We start from the raw sequence: 16,222 nt of genomic DNA on the forward strand, positions 1-16,222 counted from the left end.
TTTAGTAAGAAAGCAAATAGAAAAAATAAAAGATCAGAAAACCTTTGTCAATAGCAATATTTGCGCAATCGTTTGTATGGTATACATGCCGGATCGTAGGTTAACTTTCGTTGACTAATCATTCTCACTTTAATTTCAAATTGCTGATGAAAAAGAGATTTCAATATTTAATATCTTTCTATTTCACAATTATATATCTGGCAACATGCTCTTTTAAAGCAACTGCACAACAGCCACATACAGAAATTAATAAAGCAAAGCAGGACACCGTAACAATAATAAGCGTAAGAAAAGTAAATACAACCACGGTGGATGTGCAACTCTCCAATAAACAACACATGTTGTTTGATTTTTATGGTGACAACATCTTTCGATGGTTCTATGATAAAACCGGAGGTCTTCTCCGGGATCCTGAATCACAACCAGCTGCAAACATTCTGGTTGACAACCCACGAAAACCTGTTCAAAAATTACAGGTAACAAGTTCTAATAACAAATTCAATATCAGCACTGGAAAAATAGATATTGAATTGGATAAATCATCAACAGGTATAAGAATATTAAATAAGGAATTAAAGATCATTGTAGAGACCCTGGCACCAGTGTCATTTGACAAGAAAAAAGTGTCACTGCACTTGAAAGAAAACGCTCAGGAATATTTCTATGGCGGTGGCGTCCAAAATGGCAGATTCTCCCATAAAGGAAAAACAATTGCAATTGAAAACCAGAATAGCTGGACTGATGGTGGTGTGGCATCTCCTACCCCATTTTTCTGGTCTACAAATGGTTACGGTATATTGTGGTACACTTTTAAAAAAGGCAAATACGATTTCGGAAATAAGGAACCAGGTGTAGTTTCCCTTTCACATGAGACCAATTACCTGGATGTATTTTTTATGGTGGACAAAAGCCCCGAAACCATTCTAAACGATTTTTACCAACTAACAGGGCACCCGGTATTACTGCCAAAATTTGCTTTTTATGAAGGACATTTAAATGCCTATAATAGGGATTTTTGGAAAGCGGATTCAAGTGCCATTCTTTTTGAAGATTCAAAAAGATATAAAGAGAGTCAGAAAGACAATGGGGGAACTAAAGAGTCCCTAAATGGTGAAAATAAAAATTACCAGTTTTCTGCGCGTGCTGTAATTGACCGGTATAAATCAAATGATTTTCCCTTAGGTTGGATACTTCCCAATGACGGTTATGGTGCAGGTTATGGACAAACAAATACGTTGGATAGCAATATTCTGAATCTAAAATCCTTTAGTGAATATGCCAGGCGACACGGAGTATATATCGGATTGTGGACACAATCTGATCTCCATCCTAAAGACAGCATACCCGCATTACTGCAAAGAGATATTGTAAAGGAAGTGGGTGTGGCTGGAGTACGAGTCTTGAAAACAGACGTAGCCTGGGTTGGCCAGGGGTATTCTTTTGGCTTGAATGCAGTTGCTGAAGTCTCAAAGATTATCCCTCAGTATGGTGATAATGCCCGTCCCTTCATAATTACTTTAGATGGTTGGGCAGGTACACAACGCTATGCAGGCGTATGGACAGGCGATCAGACAGGCGGCATGTGGGAATATATACGATTTCATATTCCTACATATTTAGGCTCAGGATTATCTGGCCAACCCAATATTACCTCAGATATGGATGGAATATTTGGAGGGAAGAATGCAATAATAAATACCAGGGATTTCCAGTGGAAAACCTTCACTCCTATGGAACTCAATATGGACGGATGGGGTTCCAATGAAAAATATCCCTTCGCCTTGGGAGAACCAGCTACATCTATTAATCGTACCTATCTGAAATTAAAATCTGAGCTCATTCCATATACATACAGCATTGCCAAAGAATCAATCACTGGTTTGCCAATGATGCGTGCCATGTTCATTGAATATCCAGGCAAATACACATTCGGTACTCATACGCAATATCAATACATGTATGGACCCTCATTTTTAGTAGCTCCGGTTTATAAATCTACTAATGCTGACACATTGGGTAATGATATACGGAATGGCATCTACTTGCCAAAAGGTCAATGGATCGATTATTTCACAGGAAATATGTACAGCGGAGACTGCATCCTCAATAATTTCAAAACACCAATTTGGAAACTTCCCTTATTTATAAAGAATGGGGCTATCATCCCTTTGGCTAATCCTAATAACAATGTAACAGAAATAGATAAAAGCCTACGAATTTATGAAATTTTTCCAGCAGGCAAATCCTACTTTAATGAATACGATGATGACGGAGTTACTGAATCGAACAAAAAAGGCAATAGCATTTCAACTCTCATAGAATCTTCCCAGCAAGGTAATATGGTCACTATTACTATTCATCCTTCTAAAGGAAACTTCGCTGGCTTTGTGAAAAATAAAACTACGGAGTTTCGAATAAATGTTACTCAGCCCTCCCGCTCAGTAATGGCCAGTGTGGGGAACCAAAAAATTAAATTAAGAAAGGCAGTATCAAAACAGAGCTTTATAAGGCAAACTAATGTGTATTTCTACGACCCTGCTCCAAATCTAAACAGCTTTGCTACTAAAGGAACTGAATTTGAAAAACTGATCATTTCCAGGAACCCTCAGCTACTTGTAAAAATTGCTGCAACGGATATCACAATAAATAAAATTAAGCTAATAGTGAATGGATTTATTTTTGAGCCTACCGACCATTCCCGAACATCATCAGGCCCGCTTATTACACCGTTAAATGCACATGTTACTGATGCTTACAGAAAAGCATATACCTTAAAACCATCCTGGAATAAGGTTTCTAATGCAGATTATTATGAAATTGATTTCGACGGACAGAGATACACACACATTAAAGATACCAGCCTCGCATTTGAGGATTTATTACCCGAGACAAACTATACTTTTAAATTACGTTCCGTTAATAAAGTTGCGACCTCACCCTGGACTTCATTTTCAGCCAGGACACAAGTGAATCCTTTGGAATTTGCTATTAAGGGCATAATGGCATACTCCACAACGCCCGCCGAGGAAGGAACTGAATTGTCCAACTTATTCGATTTTGATGAAAGCTCAATGTGGCATAGTAAATGGGGAGAAAAAGCAGTACCCTTTAATTTGGTGTTGGATCTAATGTCTATAAATCAGGTAGACAAAATTCAATACTTGCCTCGCAACAGGGGAAATGGAATAATTATGAAAGGCAAGGTATCTTATAGCCTGGATAAAATCAATTGGAACGAAGCTGACTCATTTAAATGGATAGGGAATGGCGACGTAAAAGAATTTAAATTCCAGTCACACCCCTTAGCACGGTATATAAAAATAGCCATTACAGAAGGAGTAGGCGATTATGGTTCCGGTCGTGAAATCTATGTATTTAAGGTACCAGGATCAGAAAGTCACCTTATTGGAGATATTAATAATGATAATAGAATTGACAATAATGATCTTATCTCCTATAGAAATTATACAGGTTTGCGAAAGGGTGATAGCGATTTTGAAGGATATATTAGCAAAGGAGATGAGAACAAAAACAACTTGATTGATGCCTACGATATTTCAACCGTAGCCACTCGCCTTGAAGGGGGAGCTAATTCAAATAAATTAGATAGCCTAACTGGAAGTTTGATGATTATTCCGAATAAAAGAACTTATGAGAAAAATGAAATTGTGGAATTGAGAATTAAAGGCAGTGATTTGAGGTCTGTAAATGCACTGAGTTTTGCCTTGCCTTACAACAATAAGGATTTTGACTTTGTAGGAATTACACCCATCAATTTAGCCACAATGGAAAATATGACCAACGACCGTCTCCATTCTAACGGAGAAAAAGTACTATATCCCACCTTTGTAAATATAGGCGAGGGGGAAACATTGCAGGGATCTATGGACTTATTTCTAATAAAAATGATAGCAAAGCATAAAATTAACTATGATCTAAAACCAATTCAGGGCATCCTGGTAGATACACATCTGAATACATTGAAATTTTAACTAGCTCAAATTTTTACCAATAGATAGAATATTTATAATAATTATTTGCTGTATGAATTCTATTAAGGGTTTCACAATGCCAATTTGAATGATTCAACAAATAGTGGTTAATAAAACGTGAGGTCCGCATTAACACAAATGAATTATCTGACTGTAGATTTAGAAAATGAAAGTTTCCTTTTTGACTCAAATCTGATTATACTTTAATTTTCATGTTATTACAGTATTTTTAAAAAACAGTATTCATTCCAGTTATAGTAATTATAAAGACATAAATAGATATTCGCTAAGAAGGAATTCTGTAAAGCACCAAGAACATTGTGTCATGTAATAAAAACCTGCAAAGAAACGAGGTTAAATATGCTGGAATTAATAATAGGTTCAGTTATAAAACCAATTAATTTTATACATCTGGTCCCACCATATTTGCCTGGACCTATGGAAATTTACAATTATAATGCTGATGATCCGTTTACTGACTTTGTACAATAAGAACCTGCTTACGATATTATCATTGTTAATGGTTTTTTCCCTACCTGCAGTAGCACAGGAAAATCAGAGATGGGAGATCAATGCAGATGAATCCATCACCTGGAACATTCATAAACAACTCCCCCATGCCGACCATATTGAAATGAGTGGCAAACGCATTGCCTGTGTATTGCGTTATGGTGTTAATGCCGACAGTTCGTTTTACGCTACACGTAGCCTGGTATGGCCAATGCTTCGCACTATTCCCAATAATACACATGCCAGTCTTACCCGACGTTTCAAACAAGATGGATTTGACCTTATAACCATTAATTATAAACCTGTAGAACATGAAAAAGTAAATTCCATCACGCTTAACGGCACACTAATAATAAAAAGTGTAACATCCGAAAAAATGGAATTGCAAAGACAGTTTTTCCCTTCCACTGAGCTGCCGGGTTATTGTGAATTGTATACCCTTAAAAATACTTCAGGGAAAGATTGTATAGTGGAAATACCAAATCTGCATGAAACCTTTATAACCGATTCTTCAAAAGGAACTGAAGGAAGTTATGCCTTACATATGCAGGTATCCAATAATGGCAGCCATCCATTAAAGAATAATGATTCTCTCAGCTTCTCGGTATCTTATACGGGTACTTCTAAAAACAACCCTGTATTGCAAATTCAAGCTGAAGATGAAAGAGTAAAAAGACTCAATTTTATACATGAATTGTGGAGCAAGTTAGTTTTGGAAACACCTGATACTGTATTAAACAGGGAATTCGCATTCGCCAAAATAAGAGGAGCAGAAAGTATCTACGCCACCAAAGGAGGCCCCTTGCATGGTCCCGGAGGAGAAGCTTATTATGCAGCTATCTGGGCCAATGACCAGGCAGAATATATAGGTCCATTCTTTCCTTACCTGGGTTATGCTTATGGAAACGAGGCATCCTTAAACGCCTACCTGCATTTCGCAAGGTTTATGAATAAGGATTATAAGCCAATCCCGAGCTCTATTATTGCAGAAGGCACGGACATTTGGGATGGCGCCGGAGATCGGGGTGATGCGGCTATGATTGCATATGGTGCAGCTCGTTACGCCTTAGCATCGGGTGATATAGTGCAAGCTAAAAAGTTGTGGCCACTAATTCAATGGTGCCTGGAATACTGCCGCAGGAAATTGAACAACGAAGGGGTAGTAACCTCAAATTCCGACGAATTGGAAGGTCGCCTGCCTTCAGGTGATGCTAACCTATGCACTTCTTCTCTTTATTATGACGCATTAAATTCTTCCGCTTATCTCGCTAAAATCCTGGGGGAAGGAAACAGGCAGGCCTCGGATTACAAGAAGCAGGCAGAAAAAATAAAAGTTGCCATAGAAAAATATTTTGGGGGAACTATTGACGGATTTAAAACTTACAAATACTATAAAGGAAATGATACCTTACGTGCATGGATATGCATTCCATTAACTATGGGTATTTATGACCGTGCAGCAGGTACTATTGATGCATTATTCTCGCCTCGTCTATGGACCGCAGATGGATTGGCAAGTATTGCGGGTGAAAGAACATTTTGGGATAGATCCACTCTTTATGCATTAAGAGGGGTATTGTCGGCTGGCGCAACTGATAAAGCATTGAACTTTTTGCATTCCTATTCTGAGCGCAGGTTACTCGGTGATCACGTGCCTTATCCTGTGGAAGCTTACCCTGAAGGAAACCAACGGCATCTGTCAGCAGAAAGCGGTTTGTATTGCCGCATATTTACAGAAGGATTATTCGGTATCAGGCCTACAGGATTGCATAGTTTTAAATTGTTACCCAGGCTTCCCTCTTCATGGAATAGCATAAGCCTGCGTCATATTTATGCTTTTAAAAGTGATATCGATATTATGGTAAGAAAGGTTGATACAGGCCTTCATATCTCAGTAACCAATGGCGGGAAGACTGTTGTTGATAAAACTATTCATAATGGGGATGAGATAGATGTGCGATTATAAAATGAACTTAAGATAATAGTTTAATAATGCTCATTCAAATATCAAACTACGCTTCTAGCCCTCAAAAGCGAGAACCTGGGTTTTATTTGTAAGAGTGGAAATTAGTGCTAGGCTCCTTATTTCAATTCAAGCCTCCCTGGCCCCTGTATAATTTAAGAGGTCCATCAAGTTCTAATTTCAATATTGTCATATATGGGTCTTTGAACTTCTCCGGGATCTTGATAAATACAAGTCCAGGTACCGGGCTCCATGAGATTTTGCCTACTATTTTATACGGCAAAGTATAATTGGTCCCCAAAACATGGATGCGCTTAATAGTATTGGATAAACCTTTTATCATTACGTCTCCGGTAGTTCCACCGGGCAAAAAGAGATATAAGGAGTTTGAATCTTTTGATATTGTGGTAGGACCATAAAAATGGCCTTGGGGCAATCCGGGAAGTGAGCCAAAAATTGCTTCTTCATGTTTTTTGTTCCACTTGCCTAATTCTTTCAAAACAGTAATCTCTTGTTGGGGGATAGTGCCATCTTCCCTGGGTCCGATGTCTAATAAAAGATTTCCTCCATTGCTTACCACATCGGCAAAAATGGTTATGATCTCAAATGGGGTTTTCCATGAAGTATCCTTTGGTTGGTAGCCCCAGCTGTTGTTAATGGTCATACATAATTCCCACCATTTGTATTTAGGACGACTGACAGGAAAGTTTTGTTCCGGGGTTTCATAATCCCCATATTCTTGCAACCTGCCATTTATAATAGCAGTAGGGTTTTGGTGCAATATTTCATTCCGTACTTTCTCGCTTTCCCATTCATTTGCAGTATGCTCCCAATCGCCATCAAACCACCAAAGTGCAGGCGTAAATGCAGTATTGATCTCCTTGATTTGTGATTGAAAGAAATTCCTGAATCTTTGCCAGCGATCGGGGTCATCAGCAATTTTGTAGCGGTTACTGTCATTCAGGAACCCAGGATAATCGGGGTGACTCCAGTCAATAAGAGAAAAGTAAGCGCCACGTTTAATTCCCTCCTTATCAAGGGCGTTATAAAAAGAGGTAAGGACGTCCTTTTTCACAGGAGAATTTTTAGAAATGCTATAATGATCTTGCTTTGTAGGCCACAAGGCTACACCGTCATGATGCTTTGTTGTAATTACAGCATAGCGGGCACCCGAAGTTTTAATAAGAGAAGCCCATGCTTTAGGGTCATATTTACTGGCAGTAAATCCATTTAATTGTTTCATGTAATCCTCATGACTAATCTTTTTGTTATAAAAGCTCCAACTTTCATCAATACCGTTTACCGAATAAATGCCCCAGTGAATGAAGATACCTAGCTTTGCATCCGAGAACCATTGCATTTTATTGGATATTGAATCCTGGCTGATTTTTGATTGTGAATATGCAGCACCAGATACCAATAAGGTTATAAAAGGTAAAAAAAACCTCTTCATAATTGAATTTTTTAAAGAATATTAATTAACAGGTAAAACATAACCAAGAAGATATTTTCCTGGATTTACAACTTTAGTTTACTTACCTGATTAGTATTTCATCTATGAAAATATGAGTGGGTTGGCCAGCACTTTCGTGCCAGGCAGGTAATACACCCCCATTCTTTGCAGTAACTTTTATATACCGCGCATTGGCTTTTACATCAACACCTAATTCCTGCACAGCAGGTCCTTTATCTTCTGTTGATATTTTGTTCCGGACTGTTGTTAAAGGCTGGAAAACCTTTCCATCGGTGCTGGACTCAAATATTACCTCCTTTGGATAAACTATCCAGGGACTCACATCCTGTAATACATGAATGCCAACGTGGTTTATTGGTCGCAAGGATTTGAGGTCTATTAGTGCTACAAAATCTTTATCGAAATAACTTTGCCACTCCCCTGTTTTCCAATTTTTTGTTCCTGTAATACCATCAATTAAGGCTTGTTCACCACCTGCAGTGTACATTGGGTTCACTTCACTCATTACAGTAATCGTTCTGTCAGAAGGAACTTTATAAAAGCTTTGTGTTACGACGGCACTTTTGGATCCGTTATTTTCTGAATAGAAGGATACCTTACAAGTATTATTAATCGTGAATGGCTTTGTATACCGGGTAAAAGCTGAGGCCTGACTTTCTTTTGCATCCAACTTGTAATAAATGGCAGCTTGTTTGTCGAGGGTTCCCATTTTAACAGATAGGCTTTGTTTAAACTTGTTGGTGTTCATGTCAAAATACGGGACTGCTACAAATTTGCCGTCTACTATTGAAGAATGCGGAATATCTTTTTCTTTTACACCTCTTCCATAGTTTGGTTTATTGCTCATTGTAAAGATCAACTCTCCACCATTGGAAAGGTCGGCATGCCTGAAATAAGTCCCTGGGAGAAGTTTTCCATTTAAGGATACTGAATTTACATAAAAATTGCCGGATGATCTGTTTTGTGCTTTTATGAAGAACGTTTTCGTATTTTCCAGGTGTACTTTCACTTCATCAAACATTGGTGTTCCTAATGCATAGATGCCACTTCCTGGCGTTACTTCATAAAAGCCCATCGCATTCAAAACATACCATGCACTCATCTGCCCGCAATCTTCATTGCCTATTAATCCATCGGGGCTATTCGTATAAAAATCAGTGCCGATCCTATGTATCAACTCTTGTGTACGCCAGGGTTTTCCTGCATAATTAAACAAGTAAGCCATGTGATGACTAGGTTCGTTCCCCTGCGCATACTGACCAATCAACCCAGTAACATCTGCCTGGTCCCGGCCACTAAGGTTTTCAGTTGTTGTAAATAATTCCTCAAGCTTTTTAGCAAAAGCTTCCCTACTGCCATGTAGTTTGATTAAACCATCAATATCCTGTTGGGCAGTAAAAGAGTAATGCCAGGAGTTACCCTCAGTAAAAAAGTTGTTGACTTCAGTTGCCTTGAAAGGCGAATACCACATGCCCTGTACTTTTCCTCTTATATGTTTAGTAGAGGGATCAAAAAGGTTTTTATAGTTTTGAGCTCTCAGTGAATATTTGCGGTAAACACTGTCATTTCCTATCCATTTGGCAAGTTGAGAAATGCACCAATCATCATAGGCATACTCCACAGTTTTGGAGGCGCTCTCGTGATCAATATCATTGCTGACAAAACCCAAATTTCCATACTCCTTTAAACCGAAACGATCACTCTCTGCATAATTTGTCATTGCTTTCAACGCCATTTGAGCATCAAAATCACGAATTCCTTTTTGGTAAGCATCTACAATAACAGGAACAGAATGGTATCCAATCATACAAAAGGTTTCATTCCCGCTTAGCTCCCAAACGGGCAACATACCTCCATATTTATATTGAGCCAAAAATGTGTTGATCCAGTCATTGGTGCGTTTACGGTTTATAATAGTCATCAATGGATGCAATGAGCGATGTGTGTCCCAAAGAGAAAACACACTGTAATTAGTGAAGTTATCAGCCTTGTGAATTTTTAGATCAGTACCCCTGTATTGACCATTTATATCAGTATATGTATTTGGTGCTAAGCAGGCATGGTATAAAGCAGTATAAAAGACTGTTTGCTGATCAGCGCTTCCTCCTTTGACATCTATTTTTCCCAATTCCTTATTCCAGGTATTTTCAGCAATAGACTTTAGTTTATTAAAATCCCAATCCGGAATCTCCGTATCCAGGTTGAGTTTTGCATTCTCCATACTAACCCCTGATATACCGATCTTTACATGAAGTTTTTTATCTCCTGTAAGGTCAAAACTGAAATAGGATTTAATATTATTTCCTGTAGCAATTTTAATTCCTTTCTGTAGTGTATCATTCACTGCAATACCATAGTCCTTAAAAGGTTTCTCAAACTTCATATAAAAGAATACTGATTGATTTGTTGCCCATGAGCTGCTCCTTCTCATTCCTCTTACCTCGTAAGCATTGAGTATTTCAAGAGAAGATTCCAGAACCTGGTCACGGTGTTGCAGATCAAGTAATATGTTTCCTTCCGAAGCGTTATTGGGAAAGCTATATTCATGCATGCCAGATCGTGTGGATGTGGTTAACGCTACCTTAATGTTATTCTTGTCAAGCAATACTTCATAATAACCAGCATGCGCCTTTTCATTCTTATGCGAAAATGGTGATGCATATTCTTTATTCTTCCATTTTACTTCACCAGTAAATGGCATCAATAATATATCGCAGTAATCCGCAATGCCGGTACCACTTAAATGTGTATGAGAAAAGCCATAAATAATTGAATCGGAATAATGGTACCCTCCGCACCCATCCCACCCTTCAAGCCTTGTATCAGGGCTTAGTTGCATCATTCCAAAGGGCATGCTTGCACCTGGATATGTATGACCGTGTCCCCCCGTTCCAATAAAAGGATTTACCAATAAAGAATAATTCTTTTGCCCTACCGCATTTGTGAAAATGAAAAGCATAACACCAAAAGAAAACCGACGCCAACCCATACAATATTTATTTGTTTAATTAAAAGTAACTGCACATTAGCATTATAACTGAATATCAAACTTAACCCTTGAATGTATCCGGTGAATTTGAAAAAATAGCCCCTATAGAAATAGGGGCTATGAAAATACAAGCACTGCTATATGAGAAAAACTAACTACTGCTTTTTAGCCCACCATAATGGTGTGAGTACCTCGTCTGGACCACCCAAAGCATCCACTGCCTGGTTGTAACCATTTACATTACTGTTTTTCAGACCAGATGGATATTTCATTCTTTGTGGGAAAAATTGAACTTTACTAGTCATAAGATTACCCGTATTAAGTTCAGGAAGAGTTTGAATAGGACCTTCAAGCACCACATTTTCAAAGAATGGCAACCCTAACCTCCTGTGATCATTCCAGGTTTCAAGAGGCAACCATGGTGTTTGTGCTATAAACTTTTGGGTTATAATTTTAGTAAGCTGGTCATTTCTTACAGTTCCGTTTTTGTATAAATTATTTACAGGGTAAGCTATGGTCGCAGTTCCAGGTGTTCCTGTAATGCCATCTACATAGTTCATAACGTGGCTATCCCCTGGTTCTGTAGTATGGGACCAGCTAACAGATGTTCCTACTCTATTATATTCAGTAGAGGCAAGGTAAGTCCCCAGGTAAGAGGAAACGTCCCAATATTCGAAGCTCTTTGCTATTCCAGTTTCGTATGCAGTTTGCCCGTCAACAGGTGTTGTCCAACCTCTTACTGCACCTTCAGCTAAAAGGAAATAAGTTTCCCAGGCGCCAAAAAACACTCTTTTTGCATTTTGTGTTCTGAATTGGTTCTTCAAGGTTGGAGACATGCCTGTAGACGCGCCTATATCCTGGGCCTGGAAAAGTTTATTGTGCCAATCACCTTTCACACCCCAGTTACCATCAGGGGTAGGATTCCAGGTATATTTTCCATCTATGGTTTTAATTACTGTACCACTTGCATCTTTTACTTTACCAATTGTGTTTGAGGTAACAGCACCACAGGTTCCGCCAGGGAATGAAGCATCACTGCTATTACCCGGCATATAAAAGATCTGGTATGCTCTTGGGTCAATCGTGTTAGGTAATCCATCTAACCAATAAGGTGCAAAGGGATTATTAGTTTTTGTAGTTAATTGTACAGGATAATATTGCCCGGCATAATCAGCAGGTTTAATATTAGCAATGGCAGTAGCCTGGCTTGGCACATCCTTAATCACCGACGGGATCTGTTGCTGCGATGTCACACTTCCTAAATTAACTACCAGGTTATTGAAAGTAACCGCTTCTGGCAATTGATACCAACAGCGGGAATACATGCCTGACAGATCATCCCATCCGGACTTTTCCTGTACCTGGAATATCTGGTTTGCATTTATCAGTAAATTTCCCTGGGCTGCATCTTCAAATTCCGCCTTTGCTTTAGCAGCATCCACTTCTGATAAACGCATGGCCAGACGTAACCTCAATGAATTGCCATAGGCTTGCCATTTGGTAAAATTAAATCCGTAAGCAGGATCTTCATTTGATACATCTGATGGCAAAGATGATATAGAAAGGTCTAACTTAGAAGTGGCGTCTTTTAATTCATCCAGAATAAAATAATAAACATTCTTTACGTCCTTAAAATCAGGATTGACACCTTGAAAAGCCTCAATAGGCATAGGACCAAAATTGTCACTCATCTCACTCAGTAAATAGGCCCTCCATATTCTTGCAACCTGCATTAAATTGTTTGTATAATTTTTATTGCTCCCGGCAGCTATTTGTTGTTTCGCAACATCAATGGCACTATTTATATAATTTAAAGCGCCAGATTGGTTGTTATAATATGCAGAGATCCATCCGTCATTATAATCTGCCCAGGAAAATGTGGCACCATCTGCATCACTGATCTGGTGACCTGCAGGAACCCAATAAAGTACAAATGTGCGCTCCGAAGCATCTGGGTTCATTTGTGCATGGATGATGGAATTATCTATAAAGTATTCTACCTGCACCTGGTCCTTATTGGCTGCCACAGGATTGGTATTGATTTCTGTTATTTTCTTACATGCAGAAAATATCAGCGCAGGCATTATTAATAAAATTGATTTTCTAACTATATGTTTCATGACTGTTGAATTAATGAGTTAATGATCAGAACCCTAATGAAAGGTTGATGTAAAAAGTACGGGTGGTAGGTGCACTTCCGTTTTCAAAACCCACAGCTGTAGTACCCGTTGCAAATACCGATTCAGGATCTAATCCATGCATATGGCTGCTGATAAGCCATACATTATTACAAGACACCGACACAATTGCTTTTTGAACAAAAGTTTTCTGTAATACGGTGCGTGGTAGATTATAACTCAACTGGATATTCCTTATTCTTACATTAGACGCATCATATAAATTAGCTTCAGTTATACCTGTGTTTCCTGCACCGGCGACAGCTGCCCAATATTGCTGGGTAGATATCTTGTTTGTATTAGCAATATATCCATTACCCCCTGGGTCTGGTATCACACCCTGAACGATCATTGAATCCCTGGATCCGCCCGTTACAGTTACACCTGCAGTACCAGCACGTTGCATATTATCTAAGGTTTGAGAGAATATTTTTCCTCCAATGCGGGCATCGACCAGTACTGAAAGGCCTATCCCCTTATATGAAAATGAGTTGGAAAGGCCTAATAATGCATCTGCCTGTTGATTTCCAAGCCTGGTTATATCTGTAGTTGCTTTAGGCAGGCCACCGGAAGATAAAATCAATTGGCCATTGTTTGCATCTTTCGGATCTGTAACCCTTAATAACTGGGTTCCATAAATTTCACCATATGGCTGGCCGGCGACTGCCAGGATCTTGATGTTATCAAAACCTCCTAATTCATACTTGTCTACATTAGGATATATGGAAGGCACTGTATTCTTATTGTGAGAGAAATTTACTCCCATGGTCCAGTTTAGAGAATTTCTGCTTTCCAGAATGCGTGCATCGGCAGTTACCTCTATTCCCTTGTTTTGAACATTTCCTGAATTCACTTTCATCCTGCTATAACCACTTAATGGATCCATTGGAAGGTCGATCAATTGACGGATAGCATTTGATTTATAAACAGAAACATCTATACCAACCCGGCTTTTAAGAAAGCGCATTTCAAGCCCCGCTTCATAAGACTTGATTAATTGACTCTTCACAGTAGAATCATACAAAGTACCATTTCTTGAGGCAGTTGTATTTCCATTAGGATCCGTACCAATGCTGTAAGTATTATACAGTTCATAAGGTCCAAGATCACTTCCTGCCTCAGCATAAGACGCCCGCAACTTAGTATAGCTTAACCAGGAAGGTAAATCACCTCCATGACTATTGATCATATCAGTGAATACATAAGAAAGACTTACTGAAGGATAGAAATAAGATTTATTTTTTGGAGCCAGTGCAGAAGTCCAGTCGTTACGGAAAGTAGTGTTTAAAAATAGATAATTATCATAATTCATTTCCAGAGCTCCATACAATGAATTAATTTTCTTCTGGCTGAAAGCCTGGCTCACAGCTGGGTTACCTACAGAATTGTTTACAGAGAATAAGTTTGGTACCCGTAGATTTCCTGCATTGATATCTAAAGCACTGTTTTGCCATGCCATAAGATTGCCACCTACCATTAAAGAACCGCCTAATCTTCCAAATAGATTATCCTTTTTGGCAGTAAGCATACCGCTATAGTTAGTTTGATGATAGGTTTGTTTACCTAGTCCGTAAGATCCACTTTGACTACCGGGGCTTCCACCATATCTTTTAGATTCAGTACTGGTAGTGTACATATCAGCCCCACCATTCAGTTCTCCTGAAAGCCAGTTAGTAAACTGGTGTTTAAGAGATGCATATAAAATATAACGGTCACGGGTGTCTGCATTCAGGTTGTATTTAGCAGCCCAATAAGGGTTCATGCCGGAGCCTTTTTGCCACCAGAACATATTCCCACTGCTATCCAGGGGATTTTCGAAATTCAGAATGTTGAGTGTTCTTGGCAAGCCATATATAGTGGCAAAGATGCTTCCGTTTTGCCCTTCAAGCGACCTGTTTTTAGCAATTGCATTAATGTATTGAACCTTGGTATCCAATGTCCAGTTGTCATTATTGCCAAACTTAGTAACCGCCCTTGCCGTAATATTATTACGTGTAAGTTTAGCTCCGGGAATCATGCTTTTATTGTCAAAGCGATTATAAGAAGCAAATACAGAGGTATTATTAACCTGTTGCTGTATTGAGATATTCTGATTCGAAACTATACCGTTTCCAAAAAAGCTTTTGGCATTATCATAAGGTTGAAGTGTAACCTGTTTACCAGCCCAGTCAGTAACTGTTTGGCCAGCTATTTTTGGTCCCCAGCTTGATGTAGAAACAGAGTCATAAACTCCATTACTTCCCTGTGCATAAAGATCCTGCATTTCAGGCCTTGTAAATATGCTTTCAAATCCAACAGAAGATGAAACTGTAACACCGAGGCCTGTTTGCTTTTTACCGGTTTTGGTAGTAATTAATATAACGCCATTTCCACCAAGTGAACCATATAGTGCAGCGGCCGCAGGGCCTTTTAAGACACTAACAGATGCAATGTCATCTGGGTTAATATCACTTAATCCGTTACCCATATCAAGAGAAGGATTCCAGAAATCATTAGTAGAGCCTATACCTACACGTCCTGTGTAGTTATCCATAGGTACACCATCTACAACAATTAATGGTTGAGAGGTTCCGGTAAGTGAATTGTTACCACGCAAAACTATTTGCGAAGATCCACCAGGCCCGTTACCTGAACGAACAACTTGTAAACCTGCAACTTTTCCAGAAAGGTCATTTACCAGGTTAACCTCCCTGGCCTCAACCAGTGTTTGTCCTTTCACTTCCTGTACAGCATATCCCAGGGATTTTTTTTGTTTCCTGATACCTAATGCTGTTACCACCACTTCGTTCAGGCTGTTATTGCCCTCGGTTAATACAACATTCAAGTTAGCGCCAGTACCCACTGCAACTTCCTTGCTTGTAAAATTTACTGAAGTGAATTCAATTACGGCATTAGCATCTTTTACATCGACACTAAAATTTCCATTTTCATCAGTGGCGCCACTGATGTTTGTGCCTTTGATATGATAGGTAACTCCCGCTATAGGATTACCATTTGCATCCTTTACAGTTCCCGAAACATGCTTTTGCTGTGCCATAGCCACAACAAAACATAGATTCAGTAACAAGCAAAGCAGGAGCTTTGGGGTCATTTTTTTCATTGCAGTTTGATTTTAAA

6 protein-coding genes are annotated in these 16,222 nt (G+C 38.9%); 2 read left to right on the top strand and 4 right to left on the bottom strand.

The window, feature by feature from the left end:
• The first annotated feature begins 146 nt into the window (after nucleotides 1-146).
• Both BUA53_RS10525 and BUA53_RS10530 read left to right on the top strand, forming a co-directional pair.
• Nucleotides 147-3,992 (top strand): TIM-barrel domain-containing protein, encoded by a 3,846-nt coding sequence (locus tag BUA53_RS10525; RefSeq protein WP_072835337.1) that lies wholly within the window; start codon nucleotides 147-149, stop codon nucleotides 3,990-3,992.
• A 463-nt stretch (nucleotides 3,993-4,455) separates the two neighbouring features.
• On the top strand, nucleotides 4,456-6,468 hold the full coding sequence (locus BUA53_RS10530; protein WP_217652977.1) for a glucosidase family protein: 2,013 nt from the start codon (nucleotides 4,456-4,458) through the stop codon (nucleotides 6,466-6,468).
• Between the two features lie 121 nt (nucleotides 6,469-6,589).
• Here BUA53_RS10530 and BUA53_RS10535 read toward each other — a convergent pair whose 3' ends face one another.
• From BUA53_RS10535 to BUA53_RS10550, 4 genes are all read right to left on the bottom strand, one after another.
• On the bottom strand, nucleotides 6,590-7,918 hold the full coding sequence (locus BUA53_RS10535; RefSeq protein ID WP_072835338.1) for an alpha-L-fucosidase: 1,329 nt from the start codon (nucleotides 7,916-7,918) through the stop codon (nucleotides 6,590-6,592).
• 82 nt (nucleotides 7,919-8,000) lie between these two features.
• Nucleotides 8,001-10,928, bottom strand: a complete 2,928-nt coding sequence (locus BUA53_RS10540) for a GH92 family glycosyl hydrolase (RefSeq protein ID WP_072835339.1) — start codon at nucleotides 10,926-10,928, stop codon at nucleotides 8,001-8,003.
• 155 nt (nucleotides 10,929-11,083) lie between these two features.
• The gene (locus BUA53_RS10545; protein WP_072835340.1) at nucleotides 11,084-13,048 is read right to left on the bottom strand and encodes a SusD/RagB family nutrient-binding outer membrane lipoprotein; all 1,965 of its coding nucleotides are present in this window, start codon (nucleotides 13,046-13,048) and stop codon (nucleotides 11,084-11,086) included.
• Nucleotides 13,049-13,073: 25 nt separating this feature from the next.
• The gene (locus BUA53_RS10550; RefSeq protein WP_072835341.1) at nucleotides 13,074-16,205 is read right to left on the bottom strand and encodes a SusC/RagA family TonB-linked outer membrane protein; all 3,132 of its coding nucleotides are present in this window, start codon (nucleotides 16,203-16,205) and stop codon (nucleotides 13,074-13,076) included.
• Nucleotides 16,206-16,222 lie beyond the last annotated feature (17 nt).

The organism is Flavisolibacter ginsengisoli DSM 18119 (assembly GCF_900129295.1).
Classification (GTDB): domain Bacteria; phylum Bacteroidota; class Bacteroidia; order Chitinophagales; family Chitinophagaceae; genus Flavisolibacter; species Flavisolibacter ginsengisoli.

Excerpts from the sequence above, each read along its gene's own strand:
- BUA53_RS10540 (WP_072835339.1), bottom strand. The coding sequence starts at position 10,928 with ATGGGTTGGCGTCGGTTTTCTTTTGGTGTTATGCTTTTCATTTTCACA.
- BUA53_RS10530 (WP_217652977.1), top strand. The coding sequence starts at position 4,456 with ATGATCCGTTTACTGACTTTGTACAATAAGAACCTGCTTACGATATTA.
- BUA53_RS10535 (WP_072835338.1), bottom strand. The coding sequence starts at position 7,918 with ATGAAGAGGTTTTTTTTACCTTTTATAACCTTATTGGTATCTGGTGCT.
- BUA53_RS10550 (WP_072835341.1), bottom strand. The coding sequence starts at position 16,205 with ATGAAAAAAATGACCCCAAAGCTCCTGCTTTGCTTGTTACTGAATCTA.
- BUA53_RS10545 (WP_072835340.1), bottom strand. The coding sequence starts at position 13,048 with ATGAAACATATAGTTAGAAAATCAATTTTATTAATAATGCCTGCGCTG.
- BUA53_RS10525 (WP_072835337.1), top strand. The coding sequence starts at position 147 with ATGAAAAAGAGATTTCAATATTTAATATCTTTCTATTTCACAATTATA.